Annotated in this window: 22 protein-coding genes and 1 other RNA gene; 7 read left to right on the top strand and 16 right to left on the bottom strand. The window is 60.8% G+C overall.

Translation table 11 applies throughout. The features are described from left to right. Position 1 precedes the first annotated feature (1 nt). From mraZ to rsmI, 3 genes are all read right to left on the bottom strand, one after another. The gene (gene mraZ / locus R3355_RS13685; protein ID WP_090447645.1) at positions 2-457 is read right to left on the bottom strand and encodes a division/cell wall cluster transcriptional repressor MraZ; all 456 of its coding nucleotides are present in this window, start codon (positions 455-457) and stop codon (positions 2-4) included. Positions 458-766: 309 nt separating this feature from the next. Further along, positions 767-1,125, bottom strand: an RNA gene (gene rnpB, locus R3355_RS13680) — RNase P RNA component class A. Between the two features lie 41 nt (positions 1,126-1,166). Further along, positions 1,167-2,072, bottom strand: a complete 906-nt coding sequence (gene rsmI, locus R3355_RS13675) for a 16S rRNA (cytidine(1402)-2'-O)-methyltransferase (RefSeq protein ID WP_413243511.1) — start codon at positions 2,070-2,072, stop codon at positions 1,167-1,169. 90 nt (positions 2,073-2,162) lie between these two features. On the opposite strand from rsmI, the gene R3355_RS13670 reads away from it, so the two are divergent. The 4 genes from R3355_RS13670 to R3355_RS13655 are packed head-to-tail and all read left to right on the top strand — an operon-like array spanning position 2,163 to position 5,499. Further along, positions 2,163-3,974 carry a penicillin-binding protein activator gene (locus R3355_RS13670; RefSeq protein WP_318961653.1) on the top strand — a complete coding sequence of 604 codons (1,812 nt, stop codon included), beginning with the start codon at positions 2,163-2,165 and terminating at the stop codon, positions 3,972-3,974. Next, on the top strand, positions 3,971-4,345 hold the full coding sequence (locus R3355_RS13665) for a YraN family protein (RefSeq protein WP_318961652.1): 375 nt from the start codon (positions 3,971-3,973) through the stop codon (positions 4,343-4,345). The genes R3355_RS13670 and R3355_RS13665 overlap by 4 nt, the downstream gene beginning before the upstream one ends. 30 nt (positions 4,346-4,375) lie before the next feature. Next, the gene (locus tag R3355_RS13660) at positions 4,376-4,969 is read left to right on the top strand and encodes a phosphoheptose isomerase (RefSeq protein ID WP_172144136.1); all 594 of its coding nucleotides are present in this window, start codon (positions 4,376-4,378) and stop codon (positions 4,967-4,969) included. Further along, positions 4,966-5,499, top strand: a complete 534-nt coding sequence (locus R3355_RS13655) for a BON domain-containing protein (protein WP_318961651.1) — start codon at positions 4,966-4,968, stop codon at positions 5,497-5,499. The genes R3355_RS13660 and R3355_RS13655 overlap by 4 nt, the downstream gene beginning before the upstream one ends. A 102-nt stretch (positions 5,500-5,601) precedes the next feature. On the opposite strand, the gene R3355_RS13650 is transcribed toward R3355_RS13655, so the two are convergent. The 7 genes from R3355_RS13650 to rplM form a co-directional block, all read right to left on the bottom strand. Further along, a complete protein-coding gene (locus R3355_RS13650; protein ID WP_318961650.1) occupies positions 5,602-6,015 on the bottom strand; it encodes a ClpXP protease specificity-enhancing factor in 414 nt (137 codons plus the stop codon). 16 nt (positions 6,016-6,031) lie between these two features. Then, the gene (locus R3355_RS13645; RefSeq protein WP_318949388.1) at positions 6,032-6,649 is read right to left on the bottom strand and encodes a glutathione S-transferase N-terminal domain-containing protein; all 618 of its coding nucleotides are present in this window, start codon (positions 6,647-6,649) and stop codon (positions 6,032-6,034) included. Positions 6,650-6,739: 90 nt separating this feature from the next. Then, complete coding sequence (locus R3355_RS13640; RefSeq protein WP_318949389.1) at positions 6,740-7,522, bottom strand: cytochrome c1; 783 nt, start codon at positions 7,520-7,522, stop codon at positions 6,740-6,742. Beyond that, positions 7,522-8,733 carry a cytochrome bc complex cytochrome b subunit gene (locus R3355_RS13635; protein ID WP_318949390.1) on the bottom strand — a complete coding sequence of 404 codons (1,212 nt, stop codon included), beginning with the start codon at positions 8,731-8,733 and terminating at the stop codon, positions 7,522-7,524. Before R3355_RS13635 ends, R3355_RS13640 begins: the two co-directional genes overlap by 1 nt. Further along, positions 8,733-9,326: a ubiquinol-cytochrome c reductase iron-sulfur subunit gene (gene petA / locus R3355_RS13630; RefSeq protein ID WP_318949391.1), complete on the bottom strand. Its 594-nt coding sequence runs from the start codon at positions 9,324-9,326 to the stop codon at positions 8,733-8,735. The genes R3355_RS13635 and petA overlap by 1 nt, the downstream gene beginning before the upstream one ends. A gap of 253 nt (positions 9,327-9,579) precedes the next feature. Beyond that, positions 9,580-9,972, bottom strand: coding sequence for a 30S ribosomal protein S9 (gene rpsI / locus R3355_RS13625; RefSeq protein WP_079203112.1), 393 nt, complete (start codon positions 9,970-9,972; stop codon positions 9,580-9,582). Positions 9,973-9,986: 14 nt separating this feature from the next. Then, positions 9,987-10,415, bottom strand: a complete 429-nt coding sequence (gene rplM / locus R3355_RS13620) for a 50S ribosomal protein L13 (protein WP_172144120.1) — start codon at positions 10,413-10,415, stop codon at positions 9,987-9,989. Positions 10,416-10,665: 250 nt separating this feature from the next. On the opposite strand from rplM, the gene R3355_RS13615 reads away from it, so the two are divergent. After that, positions 10,666-11,703, top strand: a complete 1,038-nt coding sequence (locus R3355_RS13615; protein ID WP_318961649.1) for an NADP(H)-dependent aldo-keto reductase — start codon at positions 10,666-10,668, stop codon at positions 11,701-11,703. Between the two features lie 156 nt (positions 11,704-11,859). On the opposite strand, the gene R3355_RS13610 is transcribed toward R3355_RS13615, so the two are convergent. Next, positions 11,860-12,996: an acyl-CoA dehydrogenase family protein gene (locus R3355_RS13610; RefSeq protein WP_318961648.1), complete on the bottom strand. Its 1,137-nt coding sequence runs from the start codon at positions 12,994-12,996 to the stop codon at positions 11,860-11,862. A 238-nt stretch (positions 12,997-13,234) separates the two neighbouring features. Here R3355_RS13610 and R3355_RS13605 point away from each other — a divergent pair, with 238 nt between their 5' ends. Next, positions 13,235-14,137 carry a GlxA family transcriptional regulator gene (locus R3355_RS13605; RefSeq protein ID WP_318949403.1) on the top strand — a complete coding sequence of 301 codons (903 nt, stop codon included), beginning with the start codon at positions 13,235-13,237 and terminating at the stop codon, positions 14,135-14,137. 15 nt (positions 14,138-14,152) lie between these two features. Here the strand turns inward: R3355_RS13605 and zapE are convergent, their stop codons facing one another. The 3 genes from zapE to R3355_RS13590 form a co-directional block, all read right to left on the bottom strand. Then, positions 14,153-15,247 carry a cell division protein ZapE gene (gene zapE / locus R3355_RS13600; RefSeq protein ID WP_318949394.1) on the bottom strand — a complete coding sequence of 365 codons (1,095 nt, stop codon included), beginning with the start codon at positions 15,245-15,247 and terminating at the stop codon, positions 14,153-14,155. A 188-nt stretch (positions 15,248-15,435) separates the two neighbouring features. Beyond that, positions 15,436-16,779, bottom strand: a complete 1,344-nt coding sequence (locus R3355_RS13595; RefSeq protein WP_318961647.1) for a tryptophan--tRNA ligase — start codon at positions 16,777-16,779, stop codon at positions 15,436-15,438. Positions 16,780-16,802: 23 nt separating this feature from the next. Beyond that, positions 16,803-17,438 carry an alpha/beta hydrolase gene (locus R3355_RS13590; RefSeq protein WP_318961646.1) on the bottom strand — a complete coding sequence of 212 codons (636 nt, stop codon included), beginning with the start codon at positions 17,436-17,438 and terminating at the stop codon, positions 16,803-16,805. A gap of 133 nt (positions 17,439-17,571) precedes the next feature. On the opposite strand from R3355_RS13590, the gene R3355_RS13585 reads away from it, so the two are divergent. Beyond that, on the top strand, positions 17,572-18,012 hold the full coding sequence (locus tag R3355_RS13585) for a YhcB family protein (protein ID WP_172144108.1): 441 nt from the start codon (positions 17,572-17,574) through the stop codon (positions 18,010-18,012). A gap of 260 nt (positions 18,013-18,272) precedes the next feature. On the opposite strand, the gene cysN is transcribed toward R3355_RS13585, so the two are convergent. Next, positions 18,273-20,174: a sulfate adenylyltransferase subunit CysN gene (gene cysN / locus R3355_RS13580; RefSeq protein ID WP_318961645.1), complete on the bottom strand. Its 1,902-nt coding sequence runs from the start codon at positions 20,172-20,174 to the stop codon at positions 18,273-18,275. Between the two features lies 1 nt (position 20,175). Then, a complete protein-coding gene (gene cysD / locus R3355_RS13575; protein ID WP_318961644.1) occupies positions 20,176-21,093 on the bottom strand; it encodes a sulfate adenylyltransferase subunit CysD in 918 nt (305 codons plus the stop codon). Positions 21,094-21,123 lie beyond the last annotated feature (30 nt).

The raw sequence follows: 21,123 nt of genomic DNA, 5'->3' as shown, positions 1-21,123 counted from the left end.
GTCACAGGATCAAGTCACGTAGTTCGTCGGACAAGGCACCCGGCTGCTTGATGGCCGCCAAATCGGCATCGGCGACCGCATTCCAGGCATCTTCGTCCCACAGTTGAAATTTATTCAGTTGGCCGACCAACATCGCGCGTTTATCCAGCCTGGCGTACTCGCGCAGACGCGGAGGCACCAGAAAGCGGCCACTGGCATCCAGCTCGAGGTCAACGGCATTACCGATCAGCAAGCGCTGCAAACGGCGATTCTCTTCACGGAAGGAGGCCAATTCGCGCAGCTTGTTTTCGATCAGCTCCCACTCGGCCAGCGGGTAGACACATAGGCAGGGGTCGATGGCATCGATGGTCACGATCAGCTGGCCTGCACAACGCGACACGAGCTCGTCCCGATACCGACTTGGCATCGCGAGTCGCCCTTTGGCGTCGAGACTGATGGCGTTGGCTCCACGAAACACAGCTGCGCTTCCCCTTAAATTAGCTATCCATGCCCAAAAAAACCCACTTCATGCCACTTCTTGCCACTTGCGCACACTATAGGAACGCCCACACCCCACCGTCAAGGCGCGCCTGGAAGGAAAAATCCTTACAGAACGGCGATTTAGCAAACTAAAGAGGAGTAAGGGCGGAGCATTGCCCGGAGTTTTTCGAGTCAAATTGAGCACGTACAGCAAGCTGCACTTCGAACTTAAAGTGATTTGTTAAGAGTAAGATTTTTTTGGTCTTAGAAAAGCGAGGAGTAAGGGTGTCGCGGATATAGAGGAAAGGTGGAGAGTCGATCTGTAAGCCGGGTTCTGTCGAGGACAGTCATTCCTCTACGACGTACATCACTGCACGCCTTTAGCAACCTACCCGGTTCCAGCGCGGGCCACGCCAATGGAACCCTATTTGGTCTTGCTCCGAGTGGGGTTTGCCTAGCCACGGACTGTTACCAGCCGCGCGGTGCGCTCTTACCGCACCTTTTCACCCTTACCGGCGCCGAAACGCTTAGGCGGTTATTTTCTGTGGCACTTTCCGTAGGCTCACGCCTCCCAGGCGTTACCTGGCACTCCGCCCTATGGAGCCCGGACTTTCCTCCCCCGCATTTCGCAGAACGAAACACGGCAGCGACTGTCCGATCGACTCTCCGCCGCCAAGGTTACCGGCACGCGCCCGATAGAACAAGGCTCAAGCGTCTTTCTGCCGGTCCAGCGCCGCCTGATAGAGCAGGTTCTTGCGCACTCCGGTGATTTCCGCCGCCAACGCTGCCGCCCGCTTGAGCGGCATTTCCTTGAGCAACAGCTCGAGTACACGCAGCGCCTCGGCACTCACCGCCGCCTCATCCTCTGGCGCCTGCCAGCCCGCGACCAGAACCACGCACTCGCCGCGCTGCTGATTACTGTCAGCCGCCACCCAGGCGCGCAACTCGGCCAATGGCAGGCCCTTGAGCGTCTCGAAGGTCTTGCTGATTTCCCGCGCGAGCAGTGCCGGGCGCTCATCGCCGAACACCGCCTGCATATCCTCCAGGCACTCGAGAATGCGGTGCGGCGCCTCATAGAAAATCAGCGTGCGCGACTCTTCCTTTACCTGCTCCAGGCGCGCGCGACGGCCGGCGGTCTTGGCCGGGAGAAACCCCTCGAAAATAAACCGGTCGGACGGCAAGCCCGCCGCCGACAGCGCCGCAATCAGCGCACAGGCTCCCGGCACCGGCACCACAGCGACGCCGGCGGCCCGCGCCTGGCGTACCAGGTGATAGCCCGGATCGGAAATCAACGGCGTACCGGCATCGGAAATCAACGCTACATCGTCGCCGGCCAGCAACCGCGCGAGAAAGCGCCCACCCTGATCGCGCTCATTGTGTTCGTGACAGGCCGCCAGCGGCGTGGCAATACCGAAATGCTGCATCAGGCGCACGGAGTGACGGGTATCCTCGGCGGCAATCAAGGCCACATCGCCGAGTACCTTGAGCGCCCGCGCACTGATATCGTCCAGATTGCCGATCGGCGTGGCGACCACATAGAGGGTGCCAGGAGTGGAGTTCGATGCACCGGGAGTGGTCACAGCACCAGCCTCTTCAATCGCAAAAGCGCGCATTGTAGCCCGTTTCGCGCCATCGACATCGCGCCGGGGCCAGGCCTTGGGTACAATTCGCCGTTCATTTGATCAAGTATCAGGAACGCTTACATGATCGCCTGCCTGCGCCCGCTCCTCGTTCTCTGCTTTGCAGCCCTGCTTACCGCCTGCGCCAGCACGCCCTCATCCACTCTTGGAGAACTGCCGCGCACCCCTCAAGCCAGCATCGAGCAACTACTGCTGCAGGCCGACGAGAGCAAGCCCGAGCAGGCCGCCCTACTGCGCCTGGCTGCCGCGGACCTGGCCTACCAGCAGAAAAATATCGCCCGCGCCGACAGCATTCTCGAACAGGTGCAACTCAACAGCCTGAAGCCTGCCCAGCAGATCTACGCCAGCACCCTGGCCGCCGAACTGGCACTGGCGCGGGAAAAACCCAAAGCCGCCCTGAAAGCGCTCAGCCACCCGAGCCTGGAGCGCCTGGCAGAACTGCCGGTCGAGCAACAAGTGCGCACCCAACTGGCCCGCGCCAACGCCCTGCAGGCCGACGGACAGCTTCTTGCCGCCACGCGCGAGCGTGTGTACATCGCGCCACTGCTCAGCGACGAAGCGGCCACACGCAACCACGAGAGCATCTGGAGCCTGGTCTCCAGCCTGCCCAGCGAACAACTGCAAACCAACGACGGATCCGACCTGGCCGGCTGGCTGAGCCTGGCTCGCGCGGCCAAGACCCCGGGCACCCTGCAACAGCAGCAAACCGCCATCGATGACTGGCTGGCGCAACACCCTCAGCATCCCGCCGCCCTGCAATTACCGCCAGCACTTAGCCAACTGCAAGAACTGTCCAGCCAACCCTTGCAGGAAATCGCCCTGCTGCTCCCGCAAGAAGGCCCGCTCGCAGCCGTAGCGCGTGCCTTGCGCGACGGCTTCCTCTCGGCCCACTATCAGGCCCAGCAGACCGGGCAGAACCCTCCCAACATCCAGTTCTATGACAGCTCACGCCTGAGCTCACTGGATGAGTTTTACCGTCAGGCACAGGCTGCCGGCGTACAACTGGTTATTGGCCCGCTGGAAAAACCACTGGTCAAGCAACTCAGCGATCGCGAGCAATTGCCGATCACTACCCTGGCCCTGAACTACAGCGACCCTGGCCAGGAAAGCCCGCCGCAGCTGTTCCAGTTCGGCCTGGCCGCCGAAGACGAAGCGCGCGAAGCAGCACGCCGCGCCTGGGCCGACGGCATGCGCCGGGCCGCCGCCCTGGTACCCCGTGGTGACTGGGGCGACCGGGTACTCGATGCCTTCCGTCAGAGCTGGCAAGCCCAGGGCGGCACCCTGGTCGCCGCCGAACACGTCGACCAGCCGGTTGAACTGGCCGGGCAAATCGCCGAACTGTTCCAATTGCGCGAAAGCGAAGCACGCACCAAGCGCCTGAAGAACACCCTGGGTGTTGCAGTGGCCGCACAGCCAGCTCGGCGCCAGGACATCGACTTCATCTTCCTGGCAGCCACCCCGCAGCAGGCGCAACAGATCAAACCGATCCTGGCCTTCCAGTACGCGGGCGACGTGCCCGTCTACGCCACTTCGCACCTGTTTACCGGCAACCACAGCGATGCGCAGCACCAAGACCTGAACGGCATCCGCTTTTGCGAGACGCCCTGGCTGCTGAACGTCAACGACCCGGTCCGCCAGCAGGTCGAAAGCCAGTGGCCGCAAGCCGGCGGCAGCCTCGGCCGGCTCTACGCCATGGGCGCCGACGCCTACCTGCTGGCACCGCGCCTGGGCCAGCTCAAGGCCCTGCCGGAGACCCGGATCGACGGTCTGTCCGGCAGTCTCAGCCTCAACCCGGCGCAACGCATCGAGCGCCAACTGCCCTGGGCCGAGTTCCGCGGCGGTCGCGTCGAGCGCCTGCCAGACAGCCTCAATTGATCGACCACAGCAGCACGCAAAGCAGCGGCAAGGCGGCCGAGGAGCTGGCCCGCCTGCATCTGCAGCAACACGGCCTGAAGCTCCTGGCGCAGAACTGGAGCTGCCGCTGCGGCGAGCTTGATCTGGTCATGCTCGATGGCGATACAGTAGTATTCGTCGAAGTCCGCTACCGCCGACATTCCGCCTGGGGCGGCGCCGTGGAGAGCGTCGATGCGCGCAAGCGCGAAAAGCTCACGAAAGCCGCCATGTACTTTTTGCAGCAGGAATCGCGCTGGGCCAAACACCCCTGCCGGTTCGACGTGATTGCCATAACCGCCGAAGGCAACTCGACTCCCCGGCTGAACTGGATCCAAAACGCCTTTGACACCTGAACCGGCGCCACACTGAAGGTTAAATCTCCGATGGAAATGCAAGACCGTATCCGCCAACTGTTCCTGGCCAGCATTGAAACCAAGCAGCAGGCTCTGGAAGTACTGGTTCCCTTCATCGAGCAAGGCAGCCTGGCCATGGTTCAGGCACTGCTCAGCGAGGGCAAGATCCTCACCTGCGGCAATGGCGGCTCGGCAGGCGATGCCCAGCACTTCTCCTCGGAACTGCTCAACCGCTTCGAACGCGAGCGCCCGAGCCTGCCGGCCATAGCCCTGACCACAGACAGCTCGACCATCACCTCGATCGCCAACGACTACAGCTACAACGAGATCTTCTCCAAGCAGATCCGCGCCCTCGGCCAGCCAGGCGACGTGCTGCTGGCCATATCCACCAGCGGCAACTCGGCCAACGTGATCCAGGCCATACAGGCCGCCCACGACCGTGAAATGACAGTAGTCGCCCTCACCGGCCGCGACGGCGGCGGCATGGCCTCACTGCTGCTGCCGGAAGACGTTGAAATTCGCGTACCGTCAAAGATCACCGCACGCATTCAGGAAGTCCACCTGCTGGTAATCCACTGCCTGTGTGACCTGATTGACCGCCAACTGTTTGGGAGTGAAGAATGACCCGTTCGCCACTGATTCTTGCCGGACTGCTATGCAGCCTGATTCTTGCCGGTTGCGGCAGCCGCAGCATCGGCAACAAAATCGATGACCAGTTCATCGCCCCGCAAGTGCGCGCCAATATCACCAGCGCTCATGTCGACCTGACCGATCCGACCTCGCACATCGTGATCACCAGTTACAACGGTGTTGTGCTACTGGCCGGCCAGACGCCGCGCAGTGAACTGAAAAGCGCCGCCGAACAAGCGGCGCGCAAGGTTCAGAACGTCGCCAAGGTGCATAACGAACTGCAGGTAATGCAGCCGACCTCGCTGCTCGCGCGCAGCAACGACTCGCTACTGACCACCAAGATCAAGGCCCAGATGGTAACCGACGCGACTGTACCGGGCTCGCGGATCAAGGTAATCACCGAGAACGGCATCGTCTATCTGCTGGGCCTGGTCTCGCGCCAGGAAGCCAACCGGGCGACCAGCCTGGTGCAAAGCACCTCGGGCGTGCAGAAGATCGTCAAGCTGTTCCAATACACCGACTAGAGGCAGCTACAGGCTGCGAGAAAACTCAAGTAAAAAACAGGGCGCCCATGGCGCCCTGTTTTTTTTACTTGTAGCTTGTGGCTTGCAGCCAGAGGCCGGGTATTACTTGACCACTTTCAGGCTGGGCCTTCCGCTGGGCCGCGGCGGCTCGCCGTCTGGCGGGCCCTGATCATCCGGACCATCATCCTCTTCAACATCCGGCACCGGAGGCTCCAGATCGAAGACCATGCCCTGGCCATTCTCCCGTGCATAGATCGCCAATATGGCCGCAGCCGGAACATACAGACTGTGCGGCGCCCCACCGAAGCGCCCCTCGAAGCTCACTGCGTCGTTATCCATGTGCAGATGACGCACCGCACTGGGCGAGACATTGAGCACTATCTGCCCATCACTGGCGAAGCCTGGCGGCACTTGCACACCGGCAAACTCGGCGTTGACCAATAAATGTGGAGTACAGTCGTTGTCGACGATCCACTCATAAAGTGCACGCACCAGGTAGGGACGGCTGGAGTTCATTAAAACCTCCTCGGCTTTAGCGCATATCGCGTTCAACAGGTGACAGACTGACCTGAAAGGCCTCACGGGCAAACTGACGGTCCATATAATCGAGCAGCGGCTTGGCCGGCTTGGCCAATTCGATGTCCAGCACCGGCAAACGCCAGAGCAGCGGCAGCAGGCAACAATCCACCAGACTCATTTCGTCACTGAGAAAGAACGGCTTGTCGGCGAACAGCGGCGAAACGCCGGTGAGGCTCTCGCGCAATTCCTTGCGGGCCTGCACGCGAGCCGACTCCTTGCTGCGCGAGTCGAGAATCAGATCAACCTGAGCACACCAATCTCGCTGAATGCGATGTATCAGCAGGCGGCTATTGGCCCGCGCCACCGGATAAACCGGTAACAACGGCGGATGCGGATAGCGCTCATCCAGGTACTCCATCACCACAGTCGACTCGTACAGAGCCAGATCACGGTCGACCAGGGTCGGCAGGCTGGCGTAAGGGTTGACCTCCAGCAGCCTCGCCGGATAACGGCCCTTTTCGACACTGATGATCTCGGCGCTGACACCCTTCTCGGCGAGCACGATGCGTACGCGGTGGGAATAGTGGTCGGCGGGGTCGGAGTAGCAGGCTAACCGGTTGGTCACGCTCATGGCGGTCCTCCTCGCTTATATAGGTTATTGGAAGCAGAAAAAACTGCGCGCCCAAAGGGGCGCGCAGGACAACGGTGAAGCGACAAACGATTAATGCACGTCCTTCCAATACTCACGCTTGAGCAGGTAGGCAAAGACGAAGAAGAAGGCCAGATACAGCAGCACGTAGGTACCGACACGCTGACTTTCCAGCTTCACCGGATTAGCCGAGTAGGCCAGGAAGGTCACCAGATTCTTGATCTTGGTGTCGAACTCCTCTTCGCTCAGGGCACCACTTTTCGGCTCGATGGCCAATTGATCGCAGGCCTCATGCGTAATTGGCGTGCCGGTCAGCGGGTCGAACTGCTTCTTGCCATCCTCGACCACCTGAACCTGCTTGCAACCGATGTACTGACGCCCTTGCAGGGAGACCAGCACGTTCGGCATACCGACGTTCGGGAACACCTTGTTATTGGCACCCAGCGGACGGCTCGGATCATCGTAGAAAGTACGCAGGTAGGTATACAGCCAATCGGTACCACGCACACGGGCAACCAGGGTCAGGTCCGGAGGCGCTGCCCCGAACCAGACCTTGGCATCCTCGACCTGCATGCCGATCTTCATGTGCTCGCCAATCTTGGCGTCATTGAAGATCAGGTTCTCCAGCATCAGCTCATGCGGGATACCCAGGTCATTGGCCACCCGCTCATAGCGCTGGAACTTGGCGCTATGACAACCCATGCAGTAGTTGGCGAAGGTGCGCGCACCATCCTGCATACCGGCCTTGTCGGTCAGATCGATCTCTACCTTGTCCAAGGGATACTCAAGAGCAGCTGCGGCAAACGTCAGGCCCGGCAGAAGCGCAATAATCAGTGCTGCAAAATGCTTTTTCATCAGCCAGTCACCCTTTCCGGAACCGGTTTGGTCTTCTCCATCCTGGTATAGAACGGCATCAGGATGAAGTACGCGAAGTACAGGAAGGTACACACCTGCGACAGCAGGGTGCGACCCGGTGTTGGCGACAGTACGCCCAGCACGCCCAGAATCACGAAGGACACGCAGAACACCAGCAGCCAGGTCTTGCTCAGCCAGCCTTTGTAGCGCATCGACTTGACCGGACTGCGATCCAGCCACGGCAGCACGAACAGCACGGCAATCGCGCCACCCATGGCAATGACGCCCATCAGCTTGTCAGGGATCGCCCGCAAGATCGCGTAGAACGGTGTGAAGTACCAGACCGGTGCGATGTGCGCTGGAGTTTTGAACGGGTTGGCTGCCTCGAAGTTGGGCTTCTCGAGGAAGTAACCGCCCATCTCAGGGAAGAAGAACACCACGAAGCAGAAGATGAACAGGAACACCACCACGCCGACGATATCTTTCACGGTGTAGTACGGATGGAAAGGAATACCATCCAGCGGTATGCCGTTAGCATCCTTCTTCTTCTTGATCTCGACGCCGTCAGGGTTGTTCGAGCCGACTTCATGCAGTGCCAGGATGTGCAGCACCACCAGACCGAGAATCACGATCGGCAGCGCAACCACATGCAGGGCGAAGAAGCGGTTCAGGGTGATCCCGGAAATCAGGTAGTCGCCACGAATCCACTGAGTCAGGTCGGCGCCGATCACCGGAATGGCACCGAACAGCGAGATGATCACCTGGGCACCCCAGTAGGACATCTGCCCCCACGGCAGCAGATAGCCCATAAAGGCTTCGGCCATCAGCATCAGGTAGATCAGCATGCCGAAGATCCACACCAGCTCGCGCGGCTTCTGGTAGGAGCCGTAGAGCAGACCGCGGAACATGTGCAGGTAGACCACCACGAAAAACGCCGAAGCACCGGTGGAGTGCAGGTAGCGCAGGATCCAGCCGTATTCGACGTCACGCATGATGTACTCGACCGAGGCGAACGCCTCTTCAGCCGAGGGCGTGTAGCTCATGGTCAGCCAGACGCCGGTAACGATCTGATTGACCAGCACCAGCAGTGCCAGGGAGCCGAAAAAGTAGAAGAAGTTGAAGTTCTTCGGCGCGTAATACTTGCTCAGATGGTCTTCCCACATCTTGGTGGCCGGGAAGCGCGCATCCACCCATTCCATGAACTTACTCATCATGCTTGCTCCTGGTCCACACCGATGATGATCACATCATCCGACTCGTACATGTGCGGCGGCACCGGCAGGTTCAAGGGCGCAGGCTGCGCTTTGTAGACCCGGCCAGCGAGGTCATAGCGGGAACCGTGGCAAGGGCAGAAATACCCCCCGACCCACTCGGCGCCGAGATCGGCAGGCGCCACTTCCGGACGGAAGGACGGTGCGCAACCCAGGTGAGTGCACAACCCGACCAGCAGCAACAGCTCCGGCTTGATCGAACGGGTTTTCGGATCGACATAGCTCGGCTGATCAGATGCCTGAGATTCGATATCGGCCAGTTTTGGCTCGAGCTTTATCAGGTTGCTGAGAATTTCCTCGGTACGGCGCACGATAAACACCGGTTGCCCCCGCCACTCGGCAACCATTTGCTGGCCAGGCTCGATCTTGCCAACGTTCACCTTCACAGGTGCACCGGCAGCTTTCGCCTTAGCGCTCGGGAACCATGACCCCACGAACGGGACCGCGGCACCCACCGCTCCAGCAGCGCCCACCACAGAGGTGGCCGCCACCAAGAAGCGACGCCGGCCTGCATTCACGCCGTCATTGCTCATTCAGTCGTCTCCCATCAGCTTTGCGGCCTGTTAGTTCAGGCCTCTACTAGGTAAAAATCGAGTTGCGCAAAAAATCCGCCAAATGGTAAAGAAAAGCCCCTTTTCTGACAAGGTAATTACCCTGCCGGAACTGGCTCAACACCTTGCAGGGCGCGGCGCGCACGGCTGCGGCATGATGTCGCAAGCAATCAGACGCCCAAAAAAAACGCCCAATTCCAAAAGGAACCGGGCGCTTTTGAACGCAAGTAGCGAATTAACGCTTGGAATACTGCGGACGCTTACGCGCTTTGCGCAGACCAACCTTCTTACGCTCGACTTCACGTGCATCGCGAGTCACGAAGCCAGCCTTGCGCAGAGCAGGACGCAGCGATTCGTCGTAATCCATCAGCGCACGAGTGATGCCGTGGCGGATTGCGCCAGCCTGGCCACTCACGCCGCCACCGAGAACGGTGACGTAGATGTCGAACTTCTCGGTCATTTCAACCAGCTCCAGCGGCTGACGAACTACCATGCGGGCAGTTTCGCGACCGAAGAAACCGTCGAGAGTACGGTTATTGATGGAGATCTTGCCAGTACCGGCACGCATGAAAACGCGAGCGGTTGCAGTCTTGCGACGGCCAGTGCCGTAATTTTGAGTCGCCGACATAATGAACTATTCCGTTAAATCTTCAGTTCTTGGGGCTGCTGAGCAGTGTGAGGGTGAGCAGCGCCCGCGTACACTTTCAGCTTACGGTACATGTCGCGACCCAGCGGGTTCTTCGGCAGCATGCCTTTGACCGCGGTCTCGATCACACGTTCTGGCGCCTTGGCGATCAGCTTTTCGAAGCTGATCGACTTGATGCCGCCCGGAAAACCGGAGTGAGAGTAGTACATCTTGTCGGTGGTTTTGGCACCAGTCACACGCACCTGCTCGGCGTTGATCACGACGATGTAGTCACCGGTATCAACGTGCGGAGTGTACTCAGGCTTGTGCTTGCCACGCAGACGGCTGGCAATTTCGGTAGCCAGACGACCCAGTGTCTGACCCGCAGCGTCGACGACGAACCAGTCGCGCTTTACTGTTTCCGGTTTAGCAGTAAAAGTTTTCATTCTTTATAGCCTCAGGGGCCGCCCTGATAAATAAGACGGCGGATCTTACTGAATAGTGCTTACTTTGACAAGTCAAAGGCAGCCGAAAACAGGCGCTATCGGGGGCTCGGGTCAGCGCGTCCGTAATACGGCAAGATTCTTCGGCAGGCGGCGCATCACTTCCACTGCAGAAAGAGGTGCGCAATTATGCCGATTGCGAAAATAAATTCAACCTGCTTGTATGGTTGATTTGCGAATCAAGGAGCAGCACATGGATTATCGCCAACTAGGCCGCACGGATCTGCGCGTCAGCGCCCTCTGCCTGGGCAGCATGACCTGGGGCGAACAGAACAGTGCCAGCGAGGCATTCGCCCAGATCGAACGCAGCAAAGCATATGGCGTCAATTTCATCGACACCGCCGAAATGTACCCGGTGCCGCCGCGCGCCGAGACCTACAGCAAAACCGAGCAGTTCATTGGCGAGTATTTCAAGCAGCACGGCGATCGCGCCGACTGGGTGCTGGCGAGCAAGATCGCCGGCCCCGGCAACGGCATCGACTACATCCGCGGTGGCAACCTGAAATTCAACCGGGAGCACCTGGTCGCGGCACTGGATGCCAGCCTGAAACGCCTGCAGACCGACTGGATCGATCTTTATCAGCTGCACTGGCCGGAGCGCCCGACCAACTTCTTCGGCCAGCTCGGCTATCGCCATCAGGACAGTGAATTCACCGCCCTGGAAGAAACCCTGGCGGTGCTCGACGAGCAGATCAAGGCCGGCAAGATCCGCCACATCGGCCTGTCCAACGAAACGCCCTGGGGCACCATGAAATTCCTCCAGCTGGCCGAGAGCCGCGGCTGGCCGCGCGTGGCGTCGATCCAGAACCCCTACAACCTGCTCAACCGCAGTTTCGAAGTCGGCCTGGCGGAAGTCGCCATGCGCGAACAGTGCGGCCTGCTGGCATACTCGCCCCTGGCTTTCGGCATGCTCTCCGGGAAATACGAAGGCGGCGCCCGCCCGGCCAACGCACGGATCAGTCTGTTCAGCCGCTTTACCCGCTACACTAACCCGCAATCCGAGGCGGCCTGCTCGCGCTACGTCGCCCTGGCCCGCGAACATGGCCTGGATCCGGCGCAGATGGCCCTGGCCTTCGTCACCGCCCAACCCTTCGTGACCAGCAACATCATCGGCGCCACCAGCCTGGAGCAACTGGACAGCAACCTGGCCAGCAGCAAGCTGATACTCAGTGATGAGGTCCTGGCCGGGATTGAGGCCATCCACAAGACGCAGCCCAACCCGGCACCCTGAACGAAAGCCCCGGCATCAATAAATGCCGGGGCTTCGTAGGAGCGGGCCATGCCCGCGATGCTTTTTTGCAGGCATGGTCTATCGCGGCCATGGGCTAGGCGCCCCCGCCGCTCCTACGCCCTGCGCGGCTTGCGCATAAACACAGGATCTACCAGCTCACAGCGAACGCGCGATGATTTCCTTCATGATCTCGTTGGTGCCAGCGTAGATGCGCTGCACCCGGGCATCGGCCCAGGCGCGGGCCACCGGGTACTCCCACATGTAGCCGTAGCCGCCATGTAACTGCACGCACTCGTCGAGCACCTTGCACTGCAGGTCGGTGCCCCAGTACTTGAGCATCGCGGCGGTCGGCACATCCAGCTTGCCCTGCAGGTGCAACTCGAGACAGCGGTCGAGAAAGACCCGGCCGATCTGAATTTCCGTGGCCATTTCCGCCAGCTTGAAGCGGGTATTCTGGAAATCCGCAATGGCCTTGCCGAACGCCTTGCGCTCGCGGGTGTAGTCCAGGGTCCACTGCAACGCCGCCTCGGCTGAGGCCAGGGCGCCGATCCCGACGGTCAGGCGCTCCTGGGGCAGTTCCTGCATCAGGTAGGCGAAACCCATACCGGCCTGACCCAGCAGGTTCTCCTTGGGCACACGCACGTCCTGGAAGAACAACTCGGAGGTATCCTGGGCCTTCATGCCGACCTTTTCCAGGCGCTTGCCCCTGGCGAAGCCCGGGCTACTGGCCTCGACCAGAAACAGGCTGGTGCCCTTGGCCCCGGCTTGCGGATCGGTCTTGGCCACCACGATGACCAGATCGGCCAGGTAACCGTTGGTGATAAAGGTCTTGGAACCGTTTATCACATAGTCGTCACCATCCAGCACCGCAGTGGTTTTCACCCCCTGCAGGTCGGAGCCGGCGCCTGGCTCGGTCATGGCGATAGCCGTGACCATTTCGCCGGACACCAGCTTGGGCAGGTATTTGTGCTTCAGCGCCTCTGAGCCGTAATGCAGGATGTAAGGCGCCACGATGTCGGAATGCAGGGAGAAACCGATGCCGGTCAGCCCCAGACGGCCGACCTCCTCGATCACCACCGCACTGTAGAGAAAGTCGGCAGCCATGCCGCCGTACTCTTCCGGGATATGCGAGCAGAGCATGCCCGCCTCGCCCGCCTTGTTCCACAGCTGGCGATCGACATGCCCATCCTTTTCCCACTGCGCATGGAAGGGCACGGCCTGCTGCTCGAGAAACTTGCGCACGCTGTCGCGGAAGAGCTCATGGTCGGAGCTGAACAGGGTTCTGGGGATCATGATGGCACCTTGCGGCGAAGCAGATTAGAGAGACCTCGACTTTAACCAAGCAAACGCTTGGTCGCACTGGACACAACCGCCAAAAAATAAGACGATCCAGCCAGCCAATGACCACTTAGCCTTGATAAGAACACCAACTATGCTTACCCAGCAGTCATCGCCCTTGCGACGCGTCAGTATTCTCGCCACCGAAGGAGTATTTGCCTCGACCCTGATGCAGGCCAAGGACTTCTTCCACATGGCCAGCCTGCGTTACGGCAAACAGCAGGGACTCGGCCTGACCGAGACCTTCGAGATTCGCCTGGTCAGCCCGGACGGCCAACCGGTGCGCAGCTTCAGCAACGTCATGATCCCGGTCGACGGAGGCCTCGACGCCAGCGATGTAATTATCCTGCCCACCTTCTGGGATGACTTCGACGCCCTGCGCCAGCGTCACCCGCAGGTACTGCGCTGGCTACTGGAGCGTCATGCGGCCGGTAGCGCTATCTGCGGCGAAGCCAAAGGGGTTTTCTGGATGGCCGAGGCCGGTCTGCTCGACGGCAAGGAAGCTACCACCTACTGGCGCTTTTTCAGGGAGTTCGCCGAACGCTTTCCCAAGGTGCTGCTCAACCAGGACAAGCACCTGTCGGATGCCGACAACCTGTACTGCGCTGGCGGCGTCACCTCGGCCTGCGACCTCTACATCTACCTGATCGAGCGTTACTGCGGCGCCAGCGTGGCCCAGGGCGTGGCCCGCGACATCCTCTACGAAGTGCAACGCAGCTACACCCCGGGGCGCATCGGTTTTGGCGGGCAGAAGCTGCACCACGACCTGACCATCCTGCAAATTCAGCAATGGCTGGAAGAGCACTTCGCCGACAAATTCCGCTTCGAGGACGTGGCCCGCGAACACGGCATGAGCATCCGCAACTTCATGCGCCGCTTCCAGGCCGCCACCGGCGACAAGCCCCTGCACTACCTGCAACGGCTGCGCATCGAAACGGCCAAGAGCCTGCTCAGCGCCACGCGCAAGAGCATCAAGACCATCAGTTACGAGGTCGGCTACGACGACGCCAGCTTCTTCGCCCGCCTGTTCCGCCAGCACACGGAGCGGTCACCCAACCTGTATCGCCGCCAGTTCCAACATGAGGGAAAGGCCTAAGCTGCAAGCTGCTTCTTATGGCTTATGCGGCCGCGACAGGAACTCGTGGGACTGCATCTCGAGCAGCCGACTGAGGGTGCGCTGGAACTCGAAATTCAGGCGGCCGCCGCTGTAGAGGTCTTTCAGCTCGACTTCTGCCGAGATGATCAGTTTGACGTTGCGGTCGTAGAACTCGTCCACCAGATTGATGAAGCGCCTGGCCATGTCTTCCTTGGCCACGCCCATCTGCTCGACGTTGGCCAGCAGCACGGCATGGAAAATCTTGCCCAGCTCGATGTAATCGTTCTGGCTGCGCGGGCCATCGCACAGCTCGCGAAAATCGAACCAGGCCACATCGTCGCCGACCTTGCGCGCAGTCAGGCTGCGATTCTCGACCATCAGCGCTTCGTTTTCCTGCACCACGCAATGCTCGGGCAACAGGCTCCTGAAACTCTTCTCCAGGCTCTCTTCGGCCGCCGCATCCAATGGCCAGTGAAAGAGCTCGGCCTGCTCCAGCGCGCGCAGGCGGTAATCGATACCGCTGTCGACGTTGACGATCTCGGTGTGTTCTTTCAGCAAGGCGATGGCAGGCAGGAAGCGCGCGCGCTGCAAGCCGTCCTTGTACAGGCCGTCCGGGACTATGTTGGAGGTCGCCACCAGGCTTACACCGTTCTTGAACAGCTCCTCGAGCAGGGTGGCGAGGATCATCGCGTCGGTGATGTCGGAGACGAAGAACTCGTCGAAACAGATCACCCGCGCCTCGTCGGCAAAGCGCTTGCCGATGATCACCAGCGGGTTCTTCTCGCCCTTGAGGGTTTTCATTTCCTCGTGCACACGCTTCATGAAGCGGTGGAAGTGAGTCCGTACCTTGCGCTCGAACGGCAGCGAGTCGAAGAAAGTATCGACCAGGTAGGTCTTGCCGCGGCCAACCCCACCCCAGAAATACAGGCCCTTGACCGGCCCCTGGGGCTTCCTGGCGAACAGCTTGCCGAACACGCCAGGGCTGCTCTTGTCAGCGGCAACCAGATCGTCATACAGGCGCTGCAGATGACGCACCGCCGTTTCCTGGGCCGCATCATGGAAAAAATCGGGCCGTTCGAGATCGGCCTGGTAGCGCGCAAGGGGAGTCATATTCGTTAGCCGGGCAAGTAAAACGGGGGGCGTAACTTTAACGACGCCCCCGCGGCTTGGCAATCGACCAGCAGCGCTGACGGGCGGAAATCCGATTAGTGCGCGGCAACCAAGCTCGTAGATGGGTTGAGCCTGCGATACCCATTTCCAGACAGCATGGGTATCGCTGCGCTCAACCTATCCGCCGGCTATTCCGCCGCCAGTGCCTCGCGCAAACGCTGGATAGCCGCCTCACGCGCTGCGGCATCGGCAAACGCCGGGCTTTGCGCCACGCACTCGCCGTCCAGCCACACACCGAAGGCGTCGCCCTCCTCGCGCAGATCCAGCGGCTCGCCCGACTGCAGACGCTTGTTCACCTGCCCGGCCGACTTGCCGTCGGCAAAGGATATGGACAGCAGCAGTTGCTCGCCGGCCGCATCCAGCAGGCGAAAGCGGAAGCTGCCGTCATCGTCGCGAAAACTGACGAAGCGCGCGCGCTTGCTTGCCTTCTTCTTGCCGCTCTCGGCACCGACGGGCTGACTGCGGAACGAACGCAAGCCGACTGCCTCGCGCAGCTCGCCGAGGAACGGCGTGGCGATCTTGCGCGCCTTGGCCGCACCGGCCAGAAGGATGTCCTCGAGATCGGCCGGCTTTTCGATCAAGGCGTGATAACGCTCACGTGCCTCGCCCAATTCGGCCTCGAGCAGCTGGAACAATTGCTGCTTGGCTTCACCCCAGGCCAGCCCACCTTCCAACGCGGCACGGAAATCCGCCTGCTGCGTTGGTGCGGCAAAGGCCTGATACAGGGTGAACAGATGGGAGCTGTCTGGATCCTTCGCCTCACCCGGCAGCCTGGAGTCGGTGACGATGCGGGCGATGGCGTCCTTGAGCTGCCTGGCACTGCCGAACAGCGGAATGGTGTTGTCGTAGCTCTTGCTCATCTTGCGCCCGTCGAGGCCCGGCAGAGTCGCCACGTCTTCCTCGATCACCGCCTCGGGCAGGGTGAACAGATCCTTGCCCTGGCCGAACAGGTGGTTGAAGCGCTGGGCGATATCGCGGGCCATTTCCACGTGCTGGATCTGATCGCGACCGACCGGCACCTTGTGCGCGTTGAACATCAGGATGTCTGCGGCCATCAGCACCGGGTAGCTGAACAGGCCCATGGTGATGCCAGCATCCGGGTCCTCGCCCTGCTCGACATTCTTGTCGACCGACGCCTTGTAGGCGTGCGCACGGTTGAGCAGGCCCTTGCCCGCGACACAGCTGAGCAGCCAGCACAGCTCGGGAATCTCCGGGATATCGGACTGACGATAGAAGGTCGCCCGGCTCACATCCAGGCCACAGGCCAGCCAGGTCGCGGCGATTTCCAGGCGCGAACGCTGGATCCGCGCCGGGTCGTCACACTTGATCAGCGCATGGTAATCGGCGAGAAAGTAAAAGGAGTCCGCATCGGCGGCGCGACTGGCGACTATCGCCGGACGAATGGCGCCGGCGTAGTTGCCGAGATGCGGGGTGCCGGTGGTGGTTATGCCGGTAAGGATACGAGTGGTCATGGCTATCGCTTATAGGGCTGCAATCAGTTCGAAAGGCGCGGCAGCAGCAGATCCTTGAGATCAGTCAGCTTGCCGTGAAAAAAGTGGCCGCATTCTGCCACTTTCAACAGCTCATGGGCACGCCCCAAGCCGGCGGACCAGGCATAAACCGCCTGCGGATCGATCACTTCATCGGCCTCGGGCTGGATCAACGTCAGCGGACAGCGCTGCGCCGGCGGATTCTCGGCGGTCAGCCGGCTGACCGCTGGCGCCACCATGAATAAATGCGCCAGCTCTATGCCCTGACGTTCCAGGCGCCCACCGAGACTGGCAGCGACAAAGCCGCCAAAGGAAAAGCCCAGCAGGGTCAGGGGCAGCTGCGGATAGTGCTGGCGCAGCCAATGGGCCACCGCCTCCGCGTCATCCACCTCGCCACTGTGCATGTCATGACCACCGGCACTAGCGCCGACCCCCCGATAATTGAAGCGCAGGGTAGCCAGGCCGACGTCGCGGGCGGTGCGCTGCAGGGTCGAGACGACCTTGTTGAGCATGGTCCCGCCCTGCACCGGATTGGGGTGACAGATCAGCGCCACGCCACGGGCGTCGGGGGTATCCAGCCACAGGGCCTCCAACTGGCCACAGGGGCCATCGATTAAAACGGGGGTTTCGCGGGTGAGCAACGGTGAACTCCGTGACCTCTTAGAGGGTCGACTCGTCTAGCTGACAGCCTGCGTCGCACAGCTTTACATTGCGGTATACAGCGCAGGTTCCAGCCGTTAACGTAAAGCAAAGCCGTTTAGAGAGGAAGGACTCGTGGAACAGACGCTCACAGCCTGGTTGTTACCGGCCATCACCCTAGTAGCCGGCATCGCCATCGGCTTCCTGATTGCTCGCCTTGCGCCCAATGCAGCCCCCGGCCGCACACAACGCCAGTTGGACGAGATCCAGGAACGCTTCGACGCCTACCAGAGCGAAGTGGTAACCCATTTCAACACCACCGCCAATCTGGTGAAGAAGCTCACCCAGAGCCATCAGGACGTGCAACAGCACCTGTCCGAAGGGGCCAACCGCCTGGCACTGGACGAACTGACCCGCCAGCGCCTGCTCGCCAGCCTGCACGCAGAAGACGGCGGCGAACGACGCGAGCGCCTGAAGCCTCCGGCTTCCCAGGAGATGCCCAAGGACTATGCACCGAAAAGCGCCGATGTACCGGGTATGCTCGATGAAAGCTACGGCCTGAAGAACAAACGCTGAGCGCATTCGAAGCCGGGTGATAGTCAACCCGGCCCAACAAGAAGGCTCTGACTGGTTAACGGCTGCAACACGTTGGTGTTAGCTGCCGCATGGGCAACCGTGGCCCAGCGGAAGCGCCCGGATGGCGCTGCGCTTCAGTCGCGAAATCCGCGCCTAGGCAAAGAGCATGGCACCCATAAGTACTCACATCCGCTTATTGGCACATCGCCTAACAAAAAGCCCCGCTCAAGAGCGGGGCTTTTTGTTAGGCGTGCGACCCGTTAGATCGCGCCGCGCTCTCGCAGCAATGCCAACACCTGCCTGACGCCCTCTTCCAGCGACAGGTTTTGGGTGTCGATGACCAGGTCGGCATCCAGAGGCACGTCATAGGCGAATGACAGCCCCGGGATATTGTCGCCAGCCGCCGCGTACAAGCCCTGGGGATCACGTTCGGCACAGACCTGCGGCGAAGCCTGCACATAGACGGTGATCAAGCGCTCGGCACCGAGCAGCGCCTTGGCCTGCTCGCGGCCTTCGGCGTCCGGCGCGACGAAGGCTGCCAGGGTCAGCAGGCCGGCCTCGTTGAACTGCCGCGCGACATGGGCGGCACGCCGCCAGTTCTCGGTACGCCCGGCGCGGTCCTGCGGCAAGCCCTTGTTCAGGTCGTGGCGCAGGTTCTGGCCATCCAGCACGTAGACCGCACGGCCCTGATCGAACAGCTTGCGTTCGACGGCATAGGCCAGGGTGCTCTTACCGGCACCGGACAGGCCGCTGAACAGCACGGTGGCCGGCTGCTGACCCAAGCGCGCGGCGCGCTCTTCGGTCGATACGTGAGCCAGCTTGCCGTGGTGGCCATCGGCATGCTGCGCACCGACCGGGTCGGCGATGATCATGCCGGCACCCACGGTGCCATTGGTCAAGCGATCGATAATGATGAACGAACCAGTGGTGCGGTTGTGCGCATAGCCGTCCAGGGCGATGGGCGCATCCAGGGCCACTCGTACCTGACCGATCTCGTTCAGGTGCAGGCTGCTCGCCGGACCATGCTCCAACGTGTTCACATCGACCCGGTGGGTGATGCTGGCAATCGAGGCCGGCACATAACTGGTGGCGCGCTTGATGTCGTATTTCTTGCCCGGCAGCATCGGCTCTTCGGCCATCCACACCAGCATGGCGTCGAAGCTGTCGACCACCTGCGGGCGGTTATCGGCGTGCACCAGCATGTCGCCACGGGAGACGTCGATCTCGTCTTCCAGGGTCAGAGTAATCGCCTGGCCTGGACCGGCATGCTCAAGCTCGCCGTCATAGGTGACGATGGACTTGACCTTGCTGCCCTTGCCAGACGGCAACACCACCACCTCGTCGCCCTTGCGCACGATGCCGCTGGCCAGGGTGCCGGCGAAGCCGCGGAAGTTCAGGTTGGGACGGTTGACGTACTGCACCGGGAAGCGCATGTCGGTGAAATTGCGGTCACCGGCGACTTCCACGGTTTCGAGGATTTCCATCAGTGACTGGCCGTCATACCAGGGCGAGCGCTCGCTCTTGTTGACCACGTTGTCGCCCTTGAGCGCCGACATCGGCACGAAGTGCAGCGAGCTCGGCTTGAGCGCGATACCTTCGGCGAACTTCAGGTAATCGGCCTTGATCTGCTCGAATACGCCCTGATCGAAGCCCTTCAGGTCCATCTTGTTGATGGCCACGACGATGTGTTTGATACCCAGCAGCGAGGCAATGAAGCTGTGCCGTTTGGTCTGGGTCTGCACGCCATAACGGGCATCGATCAGGATGATCGCCAGATCGCAGGTCGAGGCACCGGTGGCCATGTTGCGGGTGTACTGCTCATGGCCGGGGGTGTCGGCAATGATGAACTTGCGCCTGGAGGTACTGAAATAGCGGTAAGCCACATCGATGGTGATGCCCTGCTCGCGCTCGGCCTGCAGGCCGTCGACCAGCAGCGCCAGATCCACTTCTTCACCAGTGGTGCCGGATTTCTTCGAGTCACGGGTAATGGCTTCCATATGATCTTCGTAGATCATCTTGGAATCGTGGAGCAGACGGCCGATCAGGGTGCTTTTGCCGTCGTCGACGTTGCCGCAGGTGAGAAAGCGCAGCAAATCCTTGCGTTCGTGCTGGGCCAGGTAGGCGAGGATATCCTCGCTGATCAGATCGGATTGGTGCGACATATCAAAAATACCCCTGACGTTTTTTCTCTTCCATGGAACCTGCGCCATCGTGATCGATGACCCGGCCCTGGCGTTCGGAAGTACGGGTCAGGAGCATTTCCTGGATGATTTCCGGCAAGGAGGCGGCGGTGGATTCCACGGCGCCGGTCAGTGGGTAGCAGCCGAGGGTACGGAAACGCACCATCTTCTTCTGGATGCGGGCTTTTTCGTCGTCCGACAGGTGCTCGAGGATGCGCTCGTCATCGATCATCACCAGGGTGCCGTTGCGCTCGATCACTTCGCGCTCTGCGGCGAAGTAAAGCGGTACGATCGGTATACTTTCCAGGTAGATATATTGCCAGATGTCCAACTCGGTCCAGTTGGACAACGGGAACACGCGGATCGACTCGCCCTTCTTGACCTTGCCGTTGTAGACGTTCCACAGCTCGGGACGCTGATTCTTCGGATCCCAGCGGTGCTTGTTGTCGCGGAACGAGTAGACCCGTTCCTTGGCCCGGGACTTCTCCTCGTCGCGGCGCGCGCCACCGAAAGCCGCATCGAAGCCGTGCTTGTCCAGAGCCTGCTTCAAGCCCTCGGTCTTCATGATGTCGGTGTGCTTGGCACTGCCATGGGTGAACGGGTTGATGTTCTGCGCCACGCCATCCGGATTGACGTGAGTGATCAGGTCCAGGCCCATCTCGGCGACCATCTTGTCGCGAAACGAATACATTTCCTGAAATTTCCAGCGGGTGTCGACGTGCATCACCGGGAACGGCAGCTTGCCGGGAAAGAACGCCTTGCGTGCCAGGTGCAGCATCACGGCGGAGTCTTTACCTATGGAATAGAGCATTACCGGGTTGTCGAATTCGGCGGCCACTTCACGAATGATGTGGATACTTTCCGCCTCCAGCTGTTTCAGGTGGGTCAATTTATCGAGCATGGTTACTCACGGTTTGCAGTGGAATTGGGC

Source organism: Pseudomonas sp. (assembly GCF_033723075.1).
Lineage (GTDB): Bacteria > Pseudomonadota > Gammaproteobacteria > Pseudomonadales > Pseudomonadaceae > Aquipseudomonas.
The sequence above is the reverse complement of the archived record's forward strand: the minus strand, read 5'-3'. Positions and strand labels throughout refer to the sequence as shown.

What these genes read in the sequence shown, in the direction of transcription:
- R3355_RS13655 (WP_318961651.1), top strand. Translation starts at nt 4,966, where the DNA reads ATGACCCGTTCGCCACTGATTCTTGCCGGACTGCTATGCAGCCTGATT.
- R3355_RS13635 (WP_318949390.1), bottom strand. Translation starts at nt 8,733, where the DNA reads ATGAGTAAGTTCATGGAATGGGTGGATGCGCGCTTCCCGGCCACCAAG.
- petA (WP_318949391.1), bottom strand. Translation starts at nt 9,326, where the DNA reads ATGAGCAATGACGGCGTGAATGCAGGCCGGCGTCGCTTCTTGGTGGCG.
- zapE (WP_318949394.1), bottom strand. Translation starts at nt 15,247, where the DNA reads ATGACTCCCCTTGCGCGCTACCAGGCCGATCTCGAACGGCCCGATTTT.
- R3355_RS13645 (WP_318949388.1), bottom strand. Translation starts at nt 6,649, where the DNA reads ATGAGCGTGACCAACCGGTTAGCCTGCTACTCCGACCCCGCCGACCAC.
- R3355_RS13650 (WP_318961650.1), bottom strand. Translation starts at nt 6,015, where the DNA reads ATGAACTCCAGCCGTCCCTACCTGGTGCGTGCACTTTATGAGTGGATC.
- R3355_RS13640 (WP_318949389.1), bottom strand. Translation starts at nt 7,522, where the DNA reads ATGAAAAAGCATTTTGCAGCACTGATTATTGCGCTTCTGCCGGGCCTG.
- rpsI (WP_079203112.1), bottom strand. Translation starts at nt 9,972, where the DNA reads ATGTCGGCGACTCAAAATTACGGCACTGGCCGTCGCAAGACTGCAACC.
- R3355_RS13670 (WP_318961653.1), top strand. Translation starts at nt 2,163, where the DNA reads ATGATCGCCTGCCTGCGCCCGCTCCTCGTTCTCTGCTTTGCAGCCCTG.
- R3355_RS13615 (WP_318961649.1), top strand. Translation starts at nt 10,666, where the DNA reads ATGGATTATCGCCAACTAGGCCGCACGGATCTGCGCGTCAGCGCCCTC.
- cysN (WP_318961645.1), bottom strand. Translation starts at nt 20,174, where the DNA reads ATGTCGCACCAATCCGATCTGATCAGCGAGGATATCCTCGCCTACCTG.
- R3355_RS13605 (WP_318949403.1), top strand. Translation starts at nt 13,235, where the DNA reads ATGGCCAGCCTGCGTTACGGCAAACAGCAGGGACTCGGCCTGACCGAG.
- R3355_RS13660 (WP_172144136.1), top strand. Translation starts at nt 4,376, where the DNA reads ATGGAAATGCAAGACCGTATCCGCCAACTGTTCCTGGCCAGCATTGAA.
- rplM (WP_172144120.1), bottom strand. Translation starts at nt 10,415, where the DNA reads ATGAAAACTTTTACTGCTAAACCGGAAACAGTAAAGCGCGACTGGTTC.
- R3355_RS13610 (WP_318961648.1), bottom strand. Translation starts at nt 12,996, where the DNA reads ATGATCCCCAGAACCCTGTTCAGCTCCGACCATGAGCTCTTCCGCGAC.
- rsmI (WP_413243511.1), bottom strand. Translation starts at nt 2,072, where the DNA reads ATGCGCGCTTTTGCGATTGAAGAGGCTGGTGCTGTGACCACTCCCGGT.
- cysD (WP_318961644.1), bottom strand. Translation starts at nt 21,093, where the DNA reads ATGCTCGATAAATTGACCCACCTGAAACAGCTGGAGGCGGAAAGTATC.
- R3355_RS13595 (WP_318961647.1), bottom strand. Translation starts at nt 16,779, where the DNA reads ATGACCACTCGTATCCTTACCGGCATAACCACCACCGGCACCCCGCAT.